Source organism: Mesorhizobium sp. P3_B5 (assembly GCF_056402815.1).
Window position 1 is genome coordinate 144,883 of record NZ_JBFUGR010000005.1, and the last position, 18,679, is coordinate 163,561.

Below are 18,679 nucleotides of genomic sequence, written 5' to 3' on the forward strand. Positions count from 1 at the left end.
CCTCAATCCTTAGGGCGTATTCATCGCGATTTGGGGGTTCGCATAGGCGCGTTCCGTGCTTGGATGAGCCTAGGCGTAAAAGGTGAATGAATGATCGACGGAGGCGAGGCAATCCGGAAACTGGCGCTCAATGTCGCCCGCTATACCGGCCTTGCACCGTTGGCCAAGCCGTTCGTCGGCGGCATCGGCGCCATCCTCATGCTGCACCGGGTGACCGCGACGCCGGAGAAACCGAATGGCGTCAACCGGCATCTCAACATCGCGCCCGACTTCCTCGACGCCGTGATCGCCGACATGAAGGCGAAAGGCTATGCCTTCGTCACGCTTGACGAGGCCATCGAGCGCATCAAGGCCGGTGGCAAGGGCGGCCAGTTTGCCACCATCACCGCCGACGATGCCTATCGCGACAATATGACCGAGGCGCTGCCGGTGCTGGAAAAGCACGGTGCGCCGATCGCCATCTACGTCGCGCCGGGGCTGATCAACGGTGCCGCCGACCTGTGGTGGGACGTGGTCGAGGACATCGTCAACGCGCGCGACCGGTTGACGCTGCCGACGCCGGCCGGCCCGGTGAGCATCGACTGCTCGACCCCGGGCAAGAAACTCCAGGCCAATGCGCGCCTGCATAGCTATCTGACGCTGGAAATCCGCGAGGAAGACCAGCGCGCGGTGTTGCGCGACCTGGCGCGCGCCAACGGCATCGAGCTTGACGGGCTACGCTCGAGCACGCTGATGAACTGGGACGATATTCGCACCATGGCCGCGCATCCCCTGGTGACGATCGGTGGCCACACGGTCAACCACCGCAATCTGAAGCGGCTTTCCGAAGCCGATGCGCGCCACGAGATCGGCGATGTAAGGCGTATTTTGCAGGCGGAACTGGGCGAGGAGCCGCGCCATCTCGCCTATCCCTATGGCTATGCCAGCGCCGTCGGCTGTCGGGAAGTTGGTTTTGCCCGCGATGCCGGCTATGCCTCGGCGGTGACGACGCGGCACGGCGTGCTGCGCGCCGAGCATTCGGGCTTCCTGCACGCGCTGCCGCGCATTTCAGTCAACGGCCGCTACCAAAGCGTCGCCCACATTCGCACCATGCTGTCGGGGGTAACGACGCCGCTGGCCAATGCCGGCAAGATGGTCGTAACGGTCTAGGCACGTCAGCTCTTCGCTGGCGGCTCCAGGATCAACCACTTGATGATGCCCATTGCCGGCAGCACCCAGAGCAGGCCGCTCAGCAGGAAGAACAGGAAATGCGCCAGCGGTCCCGACTGCGACAGCTGCGCGACCGCCACGATCGACGCGACCAGCGCGTAGATGATGACTAGCGCCACCAGCAGAAATGTTCCGATCAGCTTTTTCAGGCGAATGGGCATTGTCCGGCCTCTTGCAAGCGCTTCGAATAAGCCTTGAGACAGTGACACGCAACCCGCGACAAGCGGCGCGACGGCGTGCCGCGCCGTCCGGTCTTGTCAGCCGGGTTGCGATGGTTCACCAATCCGCGACTTCAAACCGTTGGAACAAGCCCATGGCTGCCATACCAGCTGCCGCGCCTTACATCGCTCGCGACCGCGACCTGCGCAACCGGGCGCTGGTGCGCGGCTGGCTCTATGTCGTGCTCCTGGTGCTGGTTGCGCTGGTCCTGGTCGGCGGCGCCACCAGGCTCACCGAATCCGGCCTGTCGATCACGGAGTGGCAGCCGATCCACGGCGTCATCCCGCCGCTCAACGACGCCGAGTGGCAGGAGGAATTCCTGCGCTACCAGCAGATCCCGCAATATGCCGAGCTCAACAAGGGCATGAGCATCGCGGCGTTCAAGACGATCTTCTGGTGGGAATGGGCGCACCGCATCCTGGCGCGCAGCGTCGGCGTCGTCTTTGCCTTGCCGCTGCTGTTCTTCTGGGCGACGCGCCGCGTCGAACGCGGCCTGGGGCCGAAACTGCTAGGCATTCTCTTGCTCGGCGGCCTGCAGGGCGCCATCGGCTGGTGGATGGTGGCGTCAGGGCTGGTCGACCGTGTCTCCGTCAGCCAGTACCGGCTGGCGACGCACCTGACGCTTGCCGCCCTGATCTTCACCGCGACCATGGTGGTCGCGCGCGGGCTGGCCCCGCACTCGGAGCCCGCCGCCGATCGCTCGACGCAACGCCTGGCAGGCTTTCTGGTGCTGCTGGCGCTGATCCAGATCTATCTCGGCGGTCTCGTCGCCGGGCTCGACGCCGGCCTGAGCTACAACACCTGGCCGTTGATGGACGGCAAGATTGTGCCGGGTGACCTGTTGCTGCTCGAGCCGGCATGGCGCAATTTTTTCGAGAATCCGAAGACTGTGCAGTTCGTTCACCGGCTCGGCGCCTACACGCTTTTCACCGTGGCGCTCTGGCACATGATCGCGACGCGCTGGCATCTGCCCGGGTCGACACATGCCCGTCGCGCCACACTTCTGTTCCTGCTGGTGCTGGTGCAAGCCTCGATCGGCATCGGCACGCTGTTGATGCATGTGCCGCTGCACATGGCGCTGACGCATCAAGGCTTTGCGCTTGTCGTGCTCGGCTTTGCCGCCGCGCATTGGCGCGGCACCAAGGGCGCTTATCCCTTGCCCAGCCGGATCGCCATTAGAGGTTGACGACGGTCATTCGGCTGGCCGGCTATCGTCAAATCCAGAGTACGTTCGACGTGTCTTTCGTCTCACCATCGAACTCTGCCTGGCGTAGCGCCGCGGCAGACGGGGTCGACTGGCCTTGGTCGGTGGCTGCGGCCTTGTCGGCGGCCTTGAGCGCATCGAGCTTGGCCTTCAGCGCCGCAATCTCCTGCTGCAGCTTGGCCGCCTGGACCTGATCCTCGACCGTCTTCGCCTCGTCTTCCTTGGCCTTGATCTGCTTTTCGAGCGCGGCCTCCTGCGAAGCGTTGCTCGACGCGCTGGACGAAGAAATCTGTGTCGCCTGGGACGAAGCCGAAATCGCGCTGACCATGAGAATTCCCTGAAAGATGTCAGTCTTTCAGTAGATCATCATGGTGAACAGGCGGTTACCTGCACATCCGGCGCCGACCTGCCAGCGCCGGCGCGTCCATCAAAGGCCGAGCATCAGGTCCATGTTCTGCACGGCGGCACCCGAGGCGCCCTTGCCGAGATTGTCGTAGACGGCGAGCAGCAGCGCCTGTGCCCGGTCGTCATTGGCAAAGACATAGACCTTCATGCGGTTGGTGCCGTTGTAGACTTCCGGATCGATCTCCGGCATGCGCTCGAGATGCGCATAGGGCGCCACCTCGACCACGCCGCCATCGATGGCCGCGAAGTGGTCGGCGATCGCTGTATGCAGTTCGGCACCGGTCGGCACATGGTCGAGGCCGCCGAGTTGCAGCGGCACCACCGTGATCATGCCTTGCGCGAAATTGCCGACCGCCGGCTGCATGATCGGATCATGCGAGAGTTTCGCATAGGTCCTCAGCTCCGGCACATGCTTGTGCTGCAGCGTCAGCCCGTAGGGCAGGAATTCCGAGGCATCCTCGCCCTTGGCGACATACTCCTCGATCATCGGCCGGCCGCCGCCCGAATAGCCCGAAATGCCGTTGACGGTGATCGGAAAATCTGGCGGCAGCAGCCCGGCCGTCAGCAGCGGCCGCAGCGTCGCGATCGGCCCTTGCGGCCAGCAACCGGGATTGGCGACGCGCTTGGCCCGGGCGATCTTTTTCGCCTGACCCTTGTCCATTTCGGCAAAACCGTATTCCCAGCCTTCGGCGACGCGATGCGCTGTCGACGCATCGATGACCTTGGTCGTGTCGTTGGTGATCAGCGAAACGCTTTCTTTGGCGGCTGCGTCCGGCAGGCACAGGATCGCGACATCGGCGGCATTGAGGAACTCGGCGCGCGCCGCCGTTTCCTTGCGGCGCTCGGTCGGGATCGAGATGATCTCGAGGTCGCCGCGCTCGGCAAGCAGCGCCCTGATCTGCAGACCGGTGGTGCCGTGCTCGCCGTCGATGAAGATTTTCGGTTTCATGGATTGACCAAATTCCCTGCTATTTCAAAACTATATGCCGCTTTCCTGATTCACTGCGGCAGCGTGGTGATTGCCGTTGTTCATCTCCCCGAGCCGGGCCTTTCGCTCGGCCAGCAGGCCGAGATACTGCATGGCCACCATCGAACCGGCAATCGCCGTTATATCGGCATGGTCATAGGCCGGCGCAACCTCGACGACATCGGCGCCGACAATGTCGACCTGACCGAGTTGGCGCAATGTCGACAGGATCTTCGCCGAGGACGGTCCGCCGGCGACCGGCGTGCCGGTGCCCGGCGCGAAGGCCGGGTCGAGGCAGTCGATGTCGAAGGTGAGATAGGTCTTCCTGCCGCCGGTGCGATCGACGATGGCATAGGCGATGTCGGACGCCCGCATCTCCTCGATTTCATGGCCGTAGAGGATCTTGATGCCGAACGTATCCGGCGCGTGGGTGCGGATGCCGATCTGGATCGAGCGGTCGGGGTCGATAATGCCTTCGTTGACGGCGCGGCCAACGAACGAACCATGGTCGATGCGCTTGCCATCGTCCGGCCAGGTGTCCTGGTGGGCGTCAAACTGCACCAGCGCCAACGGCCCGTGAATGGCGGCATGCGCCTTGAGCAGCGGCCACGTGACGAAATGGTCGCCGCCCAGCGTCAGCAGGAAGGCGCCGGATTTCAGGATTTTTGCTGCCTCGCGCTCGATCGTCCCTGGCGTCTTCTGGTGGTTGCCTGAGTCGAGCAGGCAATCACCATAGTCGACCACCGCGAGCTGTTCGAACAGATCGCGCGAAAACGGATATTGCGGGTCGTTGTCGAGGATGGCCGAAGCACGGCGGATCGCCTGCGGCCCGAAACGAGCACCCGGCCGGTTGGTGACGGCGGCGTCGAAGGGAATGCCCCACACCACGGCGTCCGCGCCCTTCACGTCCTTCGTGTACTTGCGCCGCATGAACGACAGCGCGCCGGCATAGGTCGGCTCGAAGGCAGCGCCCGTTTTGGAGCGGGCGGTGAAGGCGTGGTCGATGTTTTGGTTGGCCATATAGCGATCTCCTGTGCGTCGACGCGGACCTTATTGGACATAATTTTCAGAAATGCGACCCCTTCCGCGGGCGATGGCCGCTGGAACTCGGTCACAAATTCTTGCGTGCCAGGCGAACTGCAGTGCTGGCACGCAAATTGCGGTAACAAGCATGAAGACAGCCGAAAGCAAGCATCCGTCCCGTCCTGGGACGGAATCGGCCGGGGAACGGAACAACTATGGGCGCGCCAGCGTTGCGAACTTCCGCCCGATCGCCGGATGTGGCGCGACCTGCACCAATCAGGTTCGAAGCGCTGGACAGCTGGCGCGGCCTCGCCGCAATCATGGTGGTGCTGTTTCACGCCCAGATCGTCAGCAACATTCGACTGATCGGCATCGTCCGCTCGGGCGAAGCCTTCGTCGACCTGTTCTTTGTCCTGTCGGGCTTCGTCATCGCCCATGCCTACCTCGACAGGCTTTCGACCCCTCGCGACATGGGACGTTTCTTCGTCTTGCGACTGGGTAGGCTTTATCCGCTGCACATCTTCATGCTCGCGCTCTTCCTCCTGTTCGAGATCGCCAAAACCTTCCTGCCGGGACTGGTCAACGCTTCCGATCCCTCATTCTCCGGCACCAACGATCTCTCCTATCTCGCCAGCAACGCGCTGCTGCTCCAGGCTTTTTGGCCTGCGGATTCGCTGAGCTGGAACACGCCGTCATGGAGCATTTCGGCGGAGTATCTGGCCTATGTCCTGTTCGCCGTCGCGGTGCTGACACAGCGCAAACGGGTCGTTTTGTGGCTTGTCCTCGCCATGATCGCCGCACCACTCGTGCTTTGGCAGGCCTCGGCGCAAGGCATGGCCTCGGCATCGGGGACCGGCTTCCTGCGCGCCATCTACGGCTTTTCCATTGGCGCGCTTTTGTACGTGGTTTCCTTCCGCTCGATGCTGTTGCAGCATGCCGCTCCCGCCAGCCGGGCGGGATCGCTACGCTGGACCGTGATCGAGCTGTCGGTGACGGCGTTGGCCGTCGTGGTCGCCTGGAAGACGCATGCGACCCCGCTGAGCTATGGCTTGCCCTTTGTCTTCGCGCTGCTGGTCTGGGTTTTCGCCAGGGAGAGGGGGATGGTCAGCCGCCTGCTGCGCTTGCGCCCGTTCATTTTCATCGGCACACTGTCCTATTCGATCTACATGATCCACCTGTTCATCCAGTTGCGGCTGCTGAATGTGGCCCGGCTGGTGGACATCATCGCCGGAATGTCCCTCGTCCGGCAGGTCGGCCGCACCGACCGCTATGGCGACGGCATAGATCTCGGTAGCCTGTTTGCCGGCGATCTGCTGATTGTCGCCATGGTGGCGGTCACCATCGCGGCCAGCTACGTGACCTATCGGCTGATCGAGCAACCGGGCCAGCGCCTCTTCCGGCGCCTCGCCGGCCGCCTGTTTGGGCCGGTCGGCCATCCACACGATGTCGACAAACGGCTGCTCCAGCCGGCGTTGACGTAACTTCCCCGCTTTTCGAAGCCGGCTTCGTTCACCCAGATGTCACGGGCATCGCCTATCCCCGGTTCGATCCGGCAAGGAACGATTCTCGATGCGGACCATTTGGCTGAGCCTTCTGCTTTCAACCGCACTGGCGGTCTCCGTCGGCCAGGCCGTGGCCGGCGAAACCCGGGCCAGGCAGATCCTCGACCGCTTCGAACACGCCAACCAGTGGCGCGACCATGTGTTGGTGGCCGCGCATCGCGCCGGCGGCATGCAGGCCGGCAAGACGCTCTATCCGGAAAATTCGATTGCCGCTGTCGAGGCATCGATCGCCATGGGCGCCGAAATCGTCGAGGTCGACATCAGGCGGTCGAAGGACGGCCAGCTTGTCGTCATGCATGACAGCTGGCTCGACCGTACGACGACGTGCAACGGCGAGGTGGTCAAGCACACGCTGGCCGAGCTGAAAACATGCCGGCTGGTGATCGAAGGCACCGGCGTCGCCACCAATGAGACGGTTTCGACGCTGCGCGAGATGCTGATGGCGACCAGGGACCGGATCCTCATCAACCTCGACAACAAGCTCGCCGTCGGCGACCTCCAGGACATGATCGCGGTCGCCCGCGACCTCGGCATGGCCGAGCAGGTGATCGTCAAGGAGAACCTCTGGAACTCCGCCAGGATTACGACGGTCAAGGCCGCCATGGATGCGATCGGCGGCGGCTTCCAGTTCATGCCGATCATCGCCGACGATGCGGTTCACGATGCCGGCTTCGCCGAAACTGTCGCCCACGCCTTCCCGGTGCACGCCATCGAGCTGATCAACTGGCGGGCCGGCGCCGAAACACTGACCGAGACCGGTGGGCCGCTGTTCAGCCCGCACATGCGGGCGGAGGCGGCGAGGGGCGACTGGCACATCTGGGCCGACACCTACGCCATCGTCAACAAGCCGGGCGGCTTCCTGGCCGGCGGCCGCGGCGACGAGCTGGCGGTGCTCGCCAGCCTGCCGCGCGAAACCTGGGGGTTCTGGGTCGAGCGCGGCGCGACCATCATCCAGACCGACGAGCCGAAGGCGGCGATCGGATGGCTGGCAGCCAACGGCTTTCGCGTGCCTTATGCCACCGAAGCGGAGCCGGCGCACACGGCAAGCATCAACTAGGAATTCAAAGCAGGCGCTTCACCCCACCCGGCGCTGCGCGCCGACCTCCCCATCGAGGGGAGGTAGGAAGTCACGGCAATTCTCGGCCCAGCCTTGGTCTGCCGAGCTCCGCAAGAATCGGAACGAATGGCTGAAAATAAGGCGCGGCGCCCTACCTCCCCTTGATGGGGAGGTCGCGCCGCAGGCGCGGGTGGGGTGACAGCCCAGCCCGCAAAAGTTTGCTTTCAGGCGGCCATCGCTACGCCGTCCAGTTCGCTCAGCGCGTCCTGCGACAGCTCCAGTTCCGCCGCCGCCAGATTCTCCCGCAAATGCCCGACCGACGACGTCCCGGGGATCAGCAGGATGTTCGACGAGCGCTTGAGGAGCCACGCCAGCGCGACTTGCATGGGCGTGGCGCCGAGGCGCCTGGCCACAGCCGACAAGGTGGACGACTGCAACGGATTGAAGCCACCCAATGGAAAGAACGGCACATAGGCGATGCCGTCGCGGGCAAGGTCGTCGATCAGGGCGTCGTCGTCCCGATGCGCCAGATTGTACTGGTTCTGCACGCAGACGATCTCGGCGATCCCGCGTCCTTCCGCGATCTGCGCAGGGGTGACGTTGCTCAGCCCGATATGCCTGACCAGGCCCCGCCGCTGCAGCTCGGCCAGGGCGGTGAGCGGCGCTTCGATCGACCCTTGGGCGGGGCCACGCGTGTCGAACATGACGCGAAGGTTGACCACGTCGATCGCCTCGAGGCCGAGATTGCTGAGATTGTCGTGCACCGCCTGGGTCAGCGCTTCCGGCGAGAAGGCCGGCAGCCATGCGCCATCCGCGCCACGGCGGGCGCCGATCTTGGTGACGATGACGAGGCCGTCGGGGTAGGGCGCCAGCGCCTCGCGGATCAGCAGGTTGGTGACGTGCGGGCCATAGAAGTCGCTGGTGTCGATATGGTTGACGCCCCCCGAAACCGCCTCGCGCAGCACCGCCAACGCGGCGTCGTGGTCCCTGGGTGGGCCGAACACCCCTGGGCCTGCGAGCTGCATGGCGCCGTAGCCGAGCCGCTTTACGGTGCGGCTGCCGAGGGTGAACGTGCCGGACTGGTCTATGTTGGCCATGATCTTTCTCCTTGAATGACCAAGCAGAAATAGGCGCTGTCCGCTGTCCTTATAACCCTATATAATCTGCACGGGCTGTACAGGATAGCGAACAGTGAATGTCGAACTGAGTGATCTCAACGCCTTCCTAGCGGTGGCACGTGCCGGGGGCTTTCGCGAAGCCGCGCGCGCCAGCGGCGGAAGCGCCTCGGGTCTGAGCGAGGCGGTCCGCCGCCTGGAAACACGGCTCGGTGTCCGGCTGCTCAATCGTACGACGCGCAGCGTCGCCTTGACCGACGCGGGTGCCGGGTTGCTGGGGCGGCTCGGGCCAGCCTTGAACGAAGTCCAGGCGGCACTTGACGTGGTGAATGGCTTCCGCGACCGGCCGACGGGCACGCTGCGCCTCAACGTGCCGGTCAGCGCGGCGCGGCTGGTATTGCCCAGCATCGTTCCGAGGTTTCTCCTTGCCTACCCCGGCATCCAGCTGGAGGTGGTCAACGAGGAGAGTTTCGTCGATGTGCTGGCGGCTGGTTGCGACGCCGGTATCCGCTACGACGAGCGGTTGGAGCAGGACATGATTGCCGTGCCGATAGGACCACGCGTCCAACGCTTCACCGCCTCCGCTTCGCCGGCCTACCTAGATCGCCATGGTCGGCCTCAACACCCCAGCGAATTGCTCGGCCATGCCTGTTTGCGTGGACGTTTCCCCAGCGGGGCAATGCCGTCGTGGGAATTCGAGCGTGACGGCGAGGTGGTGCTGGTCGACCCTACAGGTCCGCTGATCGTTGGGATCGGTGGCGGCATCGATCTCGTCGTCGACGCAGCGATCGCTGGACTGGGCATTCTATGGCTCTTTGAAGACTGGCTGCGCCCGCATTTCGAGAGCGGCGCGCTCGAACCTGTGCTGGAGCCTTGGTGGCAGCGCTTCCCGGGGCCATTCCTCTACTACCCCGGACGGCGTCTGGTGCCAGCGCCGCTCAGGGCGTTCATCGACTTCATCAAGACACCGGCCGGTCGCGGCCAATAGCTGGGCGAAACGCCGGATTCATCCATATTGGGCATGGTCCTCCTCCTTTCGGCGGGGGGAGCCGACCCTGTCCCCCCGCCCAACAACCGGATACAGTCGGACATTCAGTGAGGGCGATAGGGGGCTGAACTCAATGACCGCGACGCATTATTGGCTGTGGCGCAAGGAAGTGCGCGCAGCCATAGACAGGGTGTCGGCGCTTGGCGAAGTACCCGTGGCGCCCTCGATCTCCCGATCCGTATTTTTAGCCATTGGAATGTAGCGTGCAACGGCGATACGTGACGCTAGATTTGCTGCGCGGCATCGCGGCTATCGGCGTCATGCTTTATCACAACTGCATCGACGTCGTTCAAAGCGGCTATCTGGCTGTCGATCTATTCTTCATTCTCAGCGGATTCGTGATCGCTCTTTCTTATGAAGACAAGCTAAGAAATGGGCTAACGCTATCGTCATTCCTCTCGACACGCTTCATCCGCCTTTGGCCAATGATTGCGGTTGGAAGTGTCCTTGGCCTTTTGGCCGGACTGGCTCACTATGTGGCGCATCCCGGCAATCTCTCGACCTTGGCCGCTCAGTTCTTGGCTTCCCTCGTTCTGTTCCCAAAAATGGCCGTGTCTGCGGACGAAGAACTATTTCCACTCAACACCGTATTTTGGTCTCTCTTTTTTGAGGTTGTCGTTAACGCGATATATGCGGCATGGTTATATAATCGGCGATCGCAGGTTATACTGATTGTTTTGGTCGCGTTTTCCGCAGTCTGTATCCTGATTGAACCAGAAATAAAGATGCTAGGTTTATTCGCCCGCGCGCTCTTTGGGTTTTTCCTGGGCGTGCTGTCCTATCGCATGTCGAAGACATTGCGCTTGCCGGCAGGGAGGTATGGTTCGTTTTTTTGCTCCGCCGCGGTTGCTCTCATCCTCACCATGCCGACCTCAGCCAAGCCACCCGAGGTGCTTTTTCTGCTCATCGATGCAATATTCTGTGTAGTAATCCTCGTAGCGGCAAATAGCGACAACGCCATGCCTGCCAAAATGGCGGCCTTGTCTCAATGGCTCGGGGATATCTCTTACCCGCTCTATGCCATTCATCGACCGCTGTTTTATTTCTGCTCAGTGCTCATCGTGAGGTTTACCGCCGGTTTGATTGCCTACAACCTTGCGGCACTCGTTGCTTCCATCGCTGCGGTGGCTGCCTCGGGTGCCTTACTGCGCTTTTTCGATCAGCCAGTTCGCCGTTATCTGACGGGCCTGATCCGACGCCGGGTATTGGCGGCCACTCCAAGCGTCTAGCAAGCTGACCAATAGCTGCGTGCAAACAAAAAGGCCGCCCGGAGGCGGCCTTTCGAGGAACTTGCAAGCGCAGCGCTTAGCGCTTCGAGAACTGGAACGAGCGGCGGGCTTTCGCCTTGCCGTACTTCTTGCGCTCGACGACGCGGCTGTCGCGGGTCAGGAAGCCGCCCTTCTTGAGCACGGCGCGCAGCGTCGGCTCGTAGTAGGTCAGCGCCTTGGAGATGCCGTGGCGAACCGCACCCGCCTGGCCGGAGAGGCCGCCGCCGACAACAGTGGCGACGATGTCGTACTGGCCGGCGCGGTTGGAGGCGATGATCGGCTGGTTCAGGATCATCTGCAGGACAGGGCGCGCGAAATAGGTCGCGAATTCCTTGTCGTTGACGATGATCTTGCCCGAACCCGGCTTCACCCAGACGCGGGCGATGGCGTTCTTGCGCTTGCCGGTGGCATAGGCGCGGCCCGACTTGTCGAGCTTCTGGACATGGACGGGTGCTGCCGGCTGGGTGTTGGTGTTGCCGGTGGCGGCGCCCAATTCTGCGAGCGAGGAAAGCTCAGCCATCTTATGCAACCTTCTTGTTCTTGGCGTTCAGCGCGCCGACGTCGAGGGTGACGGGCTGCTGGGCGACATGCGGATGTTCCGTGCCTGCATAGACGCGGAGGTTCTTCATCTGGCGACGGCCGAGCGGGCCGCGCGGGATCATGCGTTCGACGGCCTTCTCGACGACACGCTCGGGGAAACGGCCCTCGAGCAGCTGGCGCGCGGTGCGCTCCTTGATGCCGCCGGGGTGTCCGGTGTGCCAGTAATAGACCTTGTCGGTGAATTTCTTGCCGGTGAACACCACCTTGTCGGCATTGATGACGATGACATTGTCACCATCGTCGACATGCGGGGTGAAGGTGGGCTTGTGCTTGCCGCGAAGATGATTGGCGATGACAGTGGCGAGACGACCAACGACGAGACCCTCGGCGTCGATCAACACCCACTTCTTCACCACATCCGCAGGCTTCTGCGAAAAGGTTGTCATGGATTCTGCTTTCGGTTCGGACCTTCCGGAGAAGGCGTTTCTTGTTGCTTGGATTGGCGCCAAGCCGCTTGCTCGTCGCCAATAACAAAACGGCGGCCTTTGCGGGCCGCTGCTTCGTGAGGGCTTATAGGTGAGGGTCGGGGCTGCGTCAAGGCACGTGAAAAGCTATTTGGCGAGTAAAACGAAGCAAAAACAATGGCTTGGGTAAAAGGTATTATTTTACCACATCGAATAGGCGCTGCTTGCCTGACAACATCCGACCAGGTCCTAGTGCTTTGCTTCGATTTCCTTGCGGGCTGCGCTGGAGAGGAACGCGGATCGTGTTATGCCCCGTTCGCGCGCTGCGGCGTCGATCGCCCGTAAAACGCCGCGCTCGAAAGTCACATTCGCCCTCACGACGGCACTGTCATTGTCGATGAGTGGCACCGAGACCAGATAGCCGCCTTCGGCGAGTGCACTACGAATATCCGGAAGTGCAACAATCGTTTCGTGGCTGGACGGTTCCGGAACGGGCATATCCTCCGCCCACAGTTGTAGCGCCCCAACTGCATTCGGCACGATGTCTTCCGCCTCGTCCGCAGCCGAAAAGCAGCCGGGAATGTCGGGAAAGCGGATGCCGAACGCGCTATCGGGCTCTTTATCGACCAAGGCGAAATAGTTCTTCATTTCGGTCTCCAGGGCGCTTTAGGGCGCCTTTATCCAGCCCGCTTGCTTGGCGATCGCCCGCGCCGTGCCGGTTGGCAGATCCTTCTCCGGATGCGGAACGATCAACACGATCTCACCCTTTCGGAATTTATGATGCGAGCCGCGCACGGAAATCAGCTCGAAACCATCATCCTTGAGGCGCTTCACGATTTTGCGGCTGTCACGCTCCAGCAAAGGTCGCCTATGCGCACATTTATACACATCAAGCCGGAAATCAATCGTCATTATGGCGCCCGTTTTGGCGGGATCGAATAGGTCCCTGTGGCGTGCGCGACCGTGTGTCCGTCCGGCCCGGCGACGATGTCGATGTCGAACACCATCAGGTTCTTACCCAGCTTGAGGATGCGGCAATGGCCGTCGATCGGCCCGGCTTCGGCCTTGCGGACGAAATTGATGTTGAGATTGGTGGTCACCGACAGCGCATCCGGTCCGGCATGGGAGAGCACGCAGACATAGCCGCCAATGTCGGCCAGCGTGAACAGCGATGGACCTGACACCGTGCCGCCGGGGCGCAGATGCCGCTCGTCGGCGTTGAGCCGCACCGTGCAGCCGCCCGGAAACACATCCAGCGCCTGATAAAAAGTGAACTGGTCGTTGAGCTCGGGATAGACGGTTGCCATCAGCGCATTGACCTGCGCCGCATCCAGCACCGGCTTAAGATTGCTTTGGGCGGGCATGTCTGTCTCCGTTTGCGCCATGCCTGTATGAACGCAGCGCGGCATTTCTGGCAACACCCCTGTCTGTCACCGAGGGTGTTGGACGAAGCGAGGCGGCATACTAGATTAGTCCGACCCAACCTGATCCAGAATCGCGGAGAAGCGACCCATGGCTGAAATCGTCGCCATCAAGCCGGCTGTCGCCGAAGGCCCTGTTGTCACCAAGCTGGAAAAGGGCGTGCTGCGCCTGACGCTCGCCAATCCGCCGGCCAATGCTCTGTCGTTGGCGGTGATGGCGGCGCTGACGGCGGAGCTCGAGCTGGCCAAGGCCGACAAATCCGTGCGCGTCATCATTCTGTCGGCGGCCGGAAAAGTATTCTGCGCCGGGCATGATCTCAAGGAGCTGACCGCGCGCCGCGCCGACGCGGATAGGGGCAGGGCGTTCTTCGAGACGACGTTTGCCGCCTGCGCGGCGCTGATGCAGGCGATCGTGCGCCATCCCCTGCCGGTGATTGCCGAGGTCGATGGCCTCGCCACCGCCGCCGGGCTGCAATTGGTCGCCAGCTGCGATCTGGCCATCGCCTCGCATGAAGCGACCTTCTGCACACCGGGCGTCAACATCGGCCTGTTCTGCTCGACGCCGATGGTGGCGCTGTCACGCAACGTCTCGCGCAAGCACGCCATGGAGATGCTGCTGACCGGCGAGACGATCGATGCGGCAACGGCCAAGGAGTTCGGCCTGGTCAACCGCGTCGTGCCGCGCGAATACCTGAATCAGATTGTCACCAAATACGCGCAAACCATTGCTTCCAAATCATCTTTGGTCGTGAAGACCGGCAAGGAAGCGTTCTACGCGCAGGCCGATATGGGGCTGGCCGACGCCTATGCCTATACCGGCCGCGTGATGGTCGAGAACATGCTGGCGCGCGATGCCGAAGAGGGCATCGGCGCCTTCATTGGCAAGCGCAAGCCGGAATGGCCTGAGGAATAGAGGTGGAACCGCGCATCTCCATCATCACCGTCGCCACCGACGATCTCGACCGCGCGGTGCGCTTCTATGAGGCGATGGGGCTGACCCGCCATGCCGGCATCACCGATGGGGTTGCCTTCTTCCAGATGGGCGGCGCCATTCTCGGCTTGTTTCCGCGCCAGAGCGCCGAGGAGGATTCCGGCATCGCCTTCGGCAGCGCACCGTCGGCGGTCTACCTCGCCTACAACACCCGCTCCGACGCCGAGGTCGACGARGTGCTCGCGGCGGCCGAGAATGCCGGCGGTCGGATCGTCAAGCCGGCCGGCCGTGCATTTTGGGGCGGCTGGTACGGCTATTTCGCCGATGCGGACGGACATGTCTGGGAAGTGGCGCACAATCCGGCTTTTCCCATCGCGGAAGACGGATCGATCTCGCTGCCGGATTGATAGCTTCACAGTGGCCTATCGCAAGCAACTGACCCGATTGAAGGCGCCTTATCTCAAGCGCATCCTGATTGATCCGGCACGCGTCGAGGATTGGGAAAAGTATCCGTGGAACCTGCCGCTGTTTCGCGGCCGTGAATTCGAGTTCGAATTCACCACGCCGATCACCATCATTGTCGGCGAGAACGGCACCGGCAAGTCCACCTTGCTCGAGGCGATCGGCGCTTTGGCCGGCTACGACGAAGCAGGCGGCGGCAAGGGCTACATGCCCGTCGACCACTCCGGCGCCATCGACAAGAGCGGTGCGGCGCTTGCCGACACGTTGCGCGGCCACTGGCTGCCGAAGGTCACTGCGGGCTGGTTCTTCCGCGCCGAATCCTTTTACGCGGTAGCCCGCTATCTCGACCAGGCGGCGCTGAGTTCAGGCGGGACGCCACCGGATTTCCTGTCCTGGTCGCATGGCGAGGGTTTTATCCGCTTCTTCGAGGAGCGCTGCCGCCGGCAAGGCATCTACATCCTCGACGAGCCCGAAAGCGCGCTTTCGCCGTCGCGGCAAATCGAACTGCTGAAGATGCTGCGGCGCATGGATCAGTCAGGCACGGCGCAGGTGATCATGGCGACGCACTCGCCGCTGCTGATGGCCTGTCCCGGCGCACGGTTGTTCCGCATCAGCCGCTTTGGCCTCGACCCGACCGATTTCAGCGACACCGATCATTTTCGCATGATGCGCGACTTCTGCACGGACCCGCAGTCCTTTATGGAGGAAGCGCTGAGGGAGACCGACGAGTGAATCACGACGCCTACGACAATGCCTATATCGGCGGTATTCTCAATTCGGTGAAAACCATTGCCATGGTCGGCGCGTCGGCCAACGACGTGCGGCCGAGCTTTTTCGTGCTGAAATACCTGCTCGCTAAGGGATTTTCGGTGTTCCCGATCAATCCAGGTCATGCCGGCAAGGAAATCCTCGGCCGCACGGTCTACGCCAGGCTTGCCAATCTTCCTGAGCCCGTCGACATGATCGACATCTTTCGTGGCTCGGCGGCGGTGCCTGGCATCGTCGAGGAGATATTGCGGCTCGATCCGCTGCCGAAGGTCATCTGGATGCAGCTTGGCGTGCGCCATGACGAGGCAGCAGCGCGCGTCGAGGCCGCCGGCATCAAGGTGGTGATGAACCGCTGCCCGAAGATCGAATACGGCAAGCTGTCGGGCGAGATCGGCTGGACCGGCGTCAATTCCGGCGTGCTGTCGTCGAAGAAGCCGCTGATGCGCGCGGGTTTCCAGAGCTTCGGCGTGCGCCAGAAGTAGGCGCAAATTTATTCCGGGAAGAAGTGGATTTCCTCGCGCGTTCACCGCAGATCGTCCGCCGAAAGGTATTTTCTTCTTTGCATTCACACCCGGGCTTCGCCAACAATGCCCGGCGATTTCAGACGTTTTCAGAAAGGGAGGTTTTCGATGACCCGCACGCCCGGTTTCAACACGCTCGCCGTCCATGCTGGCGCCAAGCCCGATCCGGCGACCGGTGCGCGCGCCACGCCGATCTACCAGACGACCTCCTTCGTCTTCGACGATGCCGACCATGCCGCCTCGCTGTTTGGGTTGAAGGCGTTCGGCAACATCTACACCCGCATCATGAACCCGACGCAGGCGGTGCTGGAAGAGCGTATCGCGGCCCTCGAAGGTGGCACGGCGGCGCTGGCCGTCGCCTCGGGCCACGCCGCGCAGGTGCTGGTGTTCCACAATCTGATGCAGCCTGGCGACAATTTCGTTGCCGCGACAAGGCTTTACGGCGGCTCGATCAACCAGTTCGGCCACGCCTTCAAGAATTTCGGCTGGGAAGTACGCTGGGCTGACACCAACGACGTCTCCACCTTCGAAAGCCAGATCGACGGCAAGACCAAGGCGATCTTCATCGAGAGCCTGGCCAATCCGGGCGGTGTCTTCGTCGACATCGAGAAGATCGGCGACATCGCCCGCAAGCATGGCCTGCCGTTGATCGTCGATAACACGCTGGCCTCGCCCTATCTGGTGCGGCCGATCGAGCATGGCGCCGACATCGTCGTCCATTCGCTGACCAAGTTCATCGGCGGTCACGGCAATTCGATCGGCGGCGCCATTGTCGACGGCGGCACCTTCGACTGGTCGAAGTCGGGCAAATATCCGATGCTGTCGGAGCCGCGCCCCGAATATGGCGGCATCGTCCTGCACGAGACCTTCGGCAATTTCGCTTTCGCCATTGCCGCGCGCGTGCTCGGCCTGCGCGACATCGGTCCGGCGATTTCGCCCTTCAATGCCTTCCTCATCCTCACCGGCCTGGAGACCCTGCCGCTGCGCATGCAGCGCCACTGCGACAATGCGGTCACCGTCGCCGGCTGGCTGTCGAATCATCCCAAGGTCGCCTGGGTGAACTATCCCGGCCTGCCCAGCGACAAGAACAACGCGCTGCAGAAGAAATACTCGCCGCTTGGTGCGGGTGCCGTGTTCACCTTCGGCCTGAAGGGCGGTTATGCCGCCGGCATCAAGTTCGTTGAGGCGCTGGAACTGTTCTCGCATCTCGCCAATGTCGGCGACACCAAGTCGCTGGTCATCCACCCGGCATCGACCACGCACCGCCAGCTTTCCGACGAGCAGAAGGTCAAGGCCGGCGCTGGGCCGGACACGGTCCGGCTTTCGGTCGGCATCGAGGACGTCAACGACATCGTTGCCGATCTGGAACAGGCCCTCGCCAAGGTTTGATCCCTGGCAAACAAGGAGCGTCCATGACCGCGCCAAATTTCCTCTCCGTCGGCATAGACAGCGTCGAGCCGGAACTTGGCGCGCCAGCGCCGGATCGCCTGATTGCGGGCGATCCGAAGTTCCGCACCTGGAACGTCGAGGAACGGGATGGCGGGCTCTATGCCGGTATCTGGGAAGCGACGCCGGGCAAATGGCGCATCGAATATGACGAGTGGGAGTTCTGCCACATCCTGTCAGGGGTCTCGGTGATTTCAGAGGCGGGCGGCGAGGCACGCACCGTCAGGGCCGGCGACAGCTTTGTGCTCAGGCCCGGCTTCAGGGGTAGCTGGGAAGTGATTGAAACGACCCGCAAGGAGTATGTGATCAAGCTTTGATCACCGCATCGCGCTGGCCTTACAGAAGCCGATCGATGTCGGCATCGGAAAATCCGTATCCGCTCATCATCGCCCTGTGCCAGGCACTTCCCAGCAGATCGCCCAGACCTGCATCAATGCGCTGACGCAGGGCCGTGTTGCTTTTGCTGAGCGCGAAAGCGCCGGCAGCGGGCTGTTTTTCAGCTGCCGGAACGTCGATCACGTCAAGCGGCGCGTCGGGTCGCCTGCCCAAATAGCCGCGATGTGCCAGGGCGACACTGGCATAGGTATCGACCACGCCGGCAGCGACGGCCTCTGCCGCTTCCGCCTGCGTGGCAAAAATCCTTATCTGCTCCGGCGGAACGCCATTTTGCAAAGCCTCTGATGCTGGATCTGGCCTGATATGACGCCGATCAGAGCCGCCGGATCGCCTGCAATGGAACGATAGCCCCTGAAATCGCGCGGATTGCCTTTCGCGACCAGCAATCCGTCCTGCAACACCCAGATCGGCCGCGAGAAATCGACCAGCTTCCTGCGTTCGTCCGAAACGAAGAGACCTGTGGTCATGTCCCATTGGCCACTCGCCAGGCCGGGAAGCAAATTGGCAAACTCGGCCTCGACGGGCGAAAATGCGTCCAGTCCCAGCGCCTGGCAGACCTTCTGCGCAAGGATCGCATCGCAGCCGCAGAGATTTCCGGAAGCGTCTGTAAAGCAGAAGGGAGGCTCCTGCAAAAAAGCGAATCTCATTTTTTC

Annotated in this window: 24 protein-coding genes; 12 read left to right on the forward strand and 12 right to left on the reverse strand. The window is 62.5% G+C overall.

Going from position 1 to position 18,679, the window contains the following annotated elements:
• Positions 1 to 90 precede the first annotated feature (90 nt).
• On the forward strand, positions 91 to 1,149 hold the full coding sequence (locus tag AC1DVW_RS14845; protein WP_477269225.1) for a polysaccharide deacetylase family protein: 1,059 nt from the start codon (positions 91 to 93) through the stop codon (positions 1,147 to 1,149).
• Between the two features lie 5 nt (positions 1,150 to 1,154).
• Here AC1DVW_RS14845 and AC1DVW_RS14850 read toward each other — a convergent pair whose 3' ends face one another.
• Positions 1,155 to 1,370: a DUF2842 domain-containing protein gene (locus tag AC1DVW_RS14850; protein WP_477269226.1), complete on the reverse strand. Its 216-nt coding sequence runs from the start codon at positions 1,368 to 1,370 to the stop codon at positions 1,155 to 1,157.
• A 152-nt stretch (positions 1,371 to 1,522) separates the two neighbouring features.
• Between AC1DVW_RS14850 and AC1DVW_RS14855 the strand changes: the two genes are divergently transcribed.
• Positions 1,523 to 2,614 (forward strand): COX15/CtaA family protein, encoded by a 1,092-nt coding sequence (locus tag AC1DVW_RS14855; protein ID WP_477323991.1) that lies wholly within the window; start codon positions 1,523 to 1,525, stop codon positions 2,612 to 2,614.
• Between the two features lie 28 nt (positions 2,615 to 2,642).
• Here AC1DVW_RS14855 and AC1DVW_RS14860 read toward each other — a convergent pair whose 3' ends face one another.
• From AC1DVW_RS14860 to speB, 3 genes are all read right to left on the reverse strand, one after another.
• Positions 2,643 to 2,960 (reverse strand): hypothetical protein, encoded by a 318-nt coding sequence (locus AC1DVW_RS14860; protein WP_477323993.1) that lies wholly within the window; start codon positions 2,958 to 2,960, stop codon positions 2,643 to 2,645.
• Positions 2,961 to 3,059: 99 nt separating this feature from the next.
• Complete coding sequence (gene argC / locus AC1DVW_RS14865) at positions 3,060 to 3,986, reverse strand: N-acetyl-gamma-glutamyl-phosphate reductase (RefSeq protein WP_477269232.1); 927 nt, start codon at positions 3,984 to 3,986, stop codon at positions 3,060 to 3,062.
• Between the two features lie 30 nt (positions 3,987 to 4,016).
• Positions 4,017 to 5,024 carry an agmatinase gene (speB, locus tag AC1DVW_RS14870; RefSeq protein ID WP_477323995.1) on the reverse strand — a complete coding sequence of 336 codons (1,008 nt, stop codon included), beginning with the start codon at positions 5,022 to 5,024 and terminating at the stop codon, positions 4,017 to 4,019.
• A 260-nt stretch (positions 5,025 to 5,284) separates the two neighbouring features.
• Between speB and AC1DVW_RS14875 the strand changes: the two genes are divergently transcribed.
• Positions 5,285 to 6,508: an acyltransferase family protein gene (locus AC1DVW_RS14875; RefSeq protein ID WP_477323997.1), complete on the forward strand. Its 1,224-nt coding sequence runs from the start codon at positions 5,285 to 5,287 to the stop codon at positions 6,506 to 6,508.
• 88 nt (positions 6,509 to 6,596) lie between these two features.
• On the forward strand, positions 6,597 to 7,646 hold the full coding sequence (locus AC1DVW_RS14880) for a glycerophosphodiester phosphodiesterase family protein (RefSeq protein ID WP_477323999.1): 1,050 nt from the start codon (positions 6,597 to 6,599) through the stop codon (positions 7,644 to 7,646).
• Between the two features lie 224 nt (positions 7,647 to 7,870).
• Here AC1DVW_RS14880 and AC1DVW_RS14885 read toward each other — a convergent pair whose 3' ends face one another.
• The gene (locus tag AC1DVW_RS14885) at positions 7,871 to 8,743 is read right to left on the reverse strand and encodes an aldo/keto reductase family oxidoreductase (RefSeq protein WP_477324001.1); all 873 of its coding nucleotides are present in this window, start codon (positions 8,741 to 8,743) and stop codon (positions 7,871 to 7,873) included.
• A gap of 94 nt (positions 8,744 to 8,837) precedes the next feature.
• Between AC1DVW_RS14885 and AC1DVW_RS14890 the strand changes: the two genes are divergently transcribed.
• Positions 8,838 to 9,749: a LysR family transcriptional regulator gene (locus AC1DVW_RS14890; protein ID WP_477269242.1), complete on the forward strand. Its 912-nt coding sequence runs from the start codon at positions 8,838 to 8,840 to the stop codon at positions 9,747 to 9,749.
• A 263-nt stretch (positions 9,750 to 10,012) separates the two neighbouring features.
• The gene (locus AC1DVW_RS14895) at positions 10,013 to 11,038 is read left to right on the forward strand and encodes an acyltransferase family protein (RefSeq protein ID WP_477324003.1); all 1,026 of its coding nucleotides are present in this window, start codon (positions 10,013 to 10,015) and stop codon (positions 11,036 to 11,038) included.
• Positions 11,039 to 11,114: 76 nt separating this feature from the next.
• Here AC1DVW_RS14895 and rpsI read toward each other — a convergent pair whose 3' ends face one another.
• The 5 genes from rpsI to AC1DVW_RS14920 all read right to left on the reverse strand — a co-directional run bounded on the left by rpsI (position 11,115) and on the right by AC1DVW_RS14920 (position 13,445).
• Positions 11,115 to 11,597: a 30S ribosomal protein S9 gene (rpsI, locus tag AC1DVW_RS14900; protein WP_023810272.1), complete on the reverse strand. Its 483-nt coding sequence runs from the start codon at positions 11,595 to 11,597 to the stop codon at positions 11,115 to 11,117.
• Between the two features lies 1 nt (position 11,598).
• Positions 11,599 to 12,063, reverse strand: a complete 465-nt coding sequence (gene rplM / locus AC1DVW_RS14905) for a 50S ribosomal protein L13 (RefSeq protein ID WP_477242871.1) — start codon at positions 12,061 to 12,063, stop codon at positions 11,599 to 11,601.
• A gap of 267 nt (positions 12,064 to 12,330) precedes the next feature.
• The gene (locus AC1DVW_RS14910; protein WP_477269247.1) at positions 12,331 to 12,729 is read right to left on the reverse strand and encodes a type II toxin-antitoxin system HicB family antitoxin; all 399 of its coding nucleotides are present in this window, start codon (positions 12,727 to 12,729) and stop codon (positions 12,331 to 12,333) included.
• A gap of 18 nt (positions 12,730 to 12,747) precedes the next feature.
• Complete coding sequence (locus AC1DVW_RS14915; RefSeq protein ID WP_477324380.1) at positions 12,748 to 12,939, reverse strand: type II toxin-antitoxin system HicA family toxin; 192 nt, start codon at positions 12,937 to 12,939, stop codon at positions 12,748 to 12,750.
• A 53-nt stretch (positions 12,940 to 12,992) separates the two neighbouring features.
• Positions 12,993 to 13,445 carry a PaaI family thioesterase gene (locus tag AC1DVW_RS14920; RefSeq protein WP_477269249.1) on the reverse strand — a complete coding sequence of 151 codons (453 nt, stop codon included), beginning with the start codon at positions 13,443 to 13,445 and terminating at the stop codon, positions 12,993 to 12,995.
• Between the two features lie 148 nt (positions 13,446 to 13,593).
• Between AC1DVW_RS14920 and AC1DVW_RS14925 the strand changes: the two genes are divergently transcribed.
• The 6 genes from AC1DVW_RS14925 to AC1DVW_RS14950 all read left to right on the forward strand — a co-directional run bounded on the left by AC1DVW_RS14925 (position 13,594) and on the right by AC1DVW_RS14950 (position 17,947).
• Positions 13,594 to 14,415, forward strand: a complete 822-nt coding sequence (locus tag AC1DVW_RS14925) for an enoyl-CoA hydratase (RefSeq protein WP_477324005.1) — start codon at positions 13,594 to 13,596, stop codon at positions 14,413 to 14,415.
• A gap of 2 nt (positions 14,416 to 14,417) precedes the next feature.
• The gene (locus AC1DVW_RS14930) at positions 14,418 to 14,840 is read left to right on the forward strand and encodes a VOC family protein (RefSeq protein WP_477324007.1); all 423 of its coding nucleotides are present in this window, start codon (positions 14,418 to 14,420) and stop codon (positions 14,838 to 14,840) included.
• Between the two features lie 10 nt (positions 14,841 to 14,850).
• On the forward strand, positions 14,851 to 15,627 hold the full coding sequence (locus AC1DVW_RS14935; RefSeq protein ID WP_477324009.1) for an AAA family ATPase: 777 nt from the start codon (positions 14,851 to 14,853) through the stop codon (positions 15,625 to 15,627).
• Positions 15,624 to 16,145 (forward strand): CoA-binding protein, encoded by a 522-nt coding sequence (locus AC1DVW_RS14940; RefSeq protein ID WP_477324011.1) that lies wholly within the window; start codon positions 15,624 to 15,626, stop codon positions 16,143 to 16,145. Before AC1DVW_RS14935 ends, AC1DVW_RS14940 begins: the two co-directional genes overlap by 4 nt.
• 147 nt (positions 16,146 to 16,292) lie before the next feature.
• Positions 16,293 to 17,573 (forward strand): O-acetylhomoserine aminocarboxypropyltransferase, encoded by a 1,281-nt coding sequence (locus tag AC1DVW_RS14945; protein ID WP_477324013.1) that lies wholly within the window; start codon positions 16,293 to 16,295, stop codon positions 17,571 to 17,573.
• Positions 17,574 to 17,596: 23 nt separating this feature from the next.
• Positions 17,597 to 17,947, forward strand: coding sequence for a cupin domain-containing protein (locus AC1DVW_RS14950; protein ID WP_477324015.1), 351 nt, complete (start codon positions 17,597 to 17,599; stop codon positions 17,945 to 17,947).
• A 19-nt stretch (positions 17,948 to 17,966) separates the two neighbouring features.
• On the opposite strand, the gene AC1DVW_RS14955 is transcribed toward AC1DVW_RS14950, so the two are convergent.
• Positions 17,967 to 18,224, reverse strand: a complete 258-nt coding sequence (locus AC1DVW_RS14955; protein WP_477324017.1) for a hypothetical protein — start codon at positions 18,222 to 18,224, stop codon at positions 17,967 to 17,969.
• 47 nt (positions 18,225 to 18,271) lie between these two features.
• The gene (locus tag AC1DVW_RS14960; RefSeq protein ID WP_477324019.1) at positions 18,272 to 18,673 is read right to left on the reverse strand and encodes a transporter substrate-binding domain-containing protein; all 402 of its coding nucleotides are present in this window, start codon (positions 18,671 to 18,673) and stop codon (positions 18,272 to 18,274) included.
• Positions 18,674 to 18,679 lie beyond the last annotated feature (6 nt).

Excerpts from the sequence above, each read along its gene's own strand:
- AC1DVW_RS14885 (WP_477324001.1), bottom strand. The coding sequence starts at position 8,743 with ATGGCCAACATAGACCAGTCCGGCACGTTCACCCTCGGCAGCCGCACC.
- rpsI (WP_023810272.1), bottom strand. The coding sequence starts at position 11,597 with ATGGCTGAGCTTTCCTCGCTCGCAGAATTGGGCGCCGCCACCGGCAAC.
- AC1DVW_RS14880 (WP_477323999.1), top strand. The coding sequence starts at position 6,597 with ATGCGGACCATTTGGCTGAGCCTTCTGCTTTCAACCGCACTGGCGGTC.
- AC1DVW_RS14920 (WP_477269249.1), bottom strand. The coding sequence starts at position 13,445 with ATGCCCGCCCAAAGCAATCTTAAGCCGGTGCTGGATGCGGCGCAGGTC.
- AC1DVW_RS14950 (WP_477324015.1), top strand. The coding sequence starts at position 17,597 with ATGACCGCGCCAAATTTCCTCTCCGTCGGCATAGACAGCGTCGAGCCG.
- AC1DVW_RS14925 (WP_477324005.1), top strand. The coding sequence starts at position 13,594 with ATGGCTGAAATCGTCGCCATCAAGCCGGCTGTCGCCGAAGGCCCTGTT.
- AC1DVW_RS14845 (WP_477269225.1), top strand. The coding sequence starts at position 91 with ATGATCGACGGAGGCGAGGCAATCCGGAAACTGGCGCTCAATGTCGCC.
- AC1DVW_RS14850 (WP_477269226.1), bottom strand. The coding sequence starts at position 1,370 with ATGCCCATTCGCCTGAAAAAGCTGATCGGAACATTTCTGCTGGTGGCG.
- speB (WP_477323995.1), bottom strand. The coding sequence starts at position 5,024 with ATGGCCAACCAAAACATCGACCACGCCTTCACCGCCCGCTCCAAAACG.
- AC1DVW_RS14910 (WP_477269247.1), bottom strand. The coding sequence starts at position 12,729 with ATGAAGAACTATTTCGCCTTGGTCGATAAAGAGCCCGATAGCGCGTTC.
- rplM (WP_477242871.1), bottom strand. The coding sequence starts at position 12,063 with ATGACAACCTTTTCGCAGAAGCCTGCGGATGTGGTGAAGAAGTGGGTG.
- AC1DVW_RS14945 (WP_477324013.1), top strand. The coding sequence starts at position 16,293 with ATGACCCGCACGCCCGGTTTCAACACGCTCGCCGTCCATGCTGGCGCC.
- AC1DVW_RS14960 (WP_477324019.1), bottom strand. The coding sequence starts at position 18,673 with ATGAGATTCGCTTTTTTGCAGGAGCCTCCCTTCTGCTTTACAGACGCT.
- AC1DVW_RS14860 (WP_477323993.1), bottom strand. The coding sequence starts at position 2,960 with ATGGTCAGCGCGATTTCGGCTTCGTCCCAGGCGACACAGATTTCTTCG.
- argC (WP_477269232.1), bottom strand. The coding sequence starts at position 3,986 with ATGAAACCGAAAATCTTCATCGACGGCGAGCACGGCACCACCGGTCTG.
- AC1DVW_RS14855 (WP_477323991.1), top strand. The coding sequence starts at position 1,523 with ATGGCTGCCATACCAGCTGCCGCGCCTTACATCGCTCGCGACCGCGAC.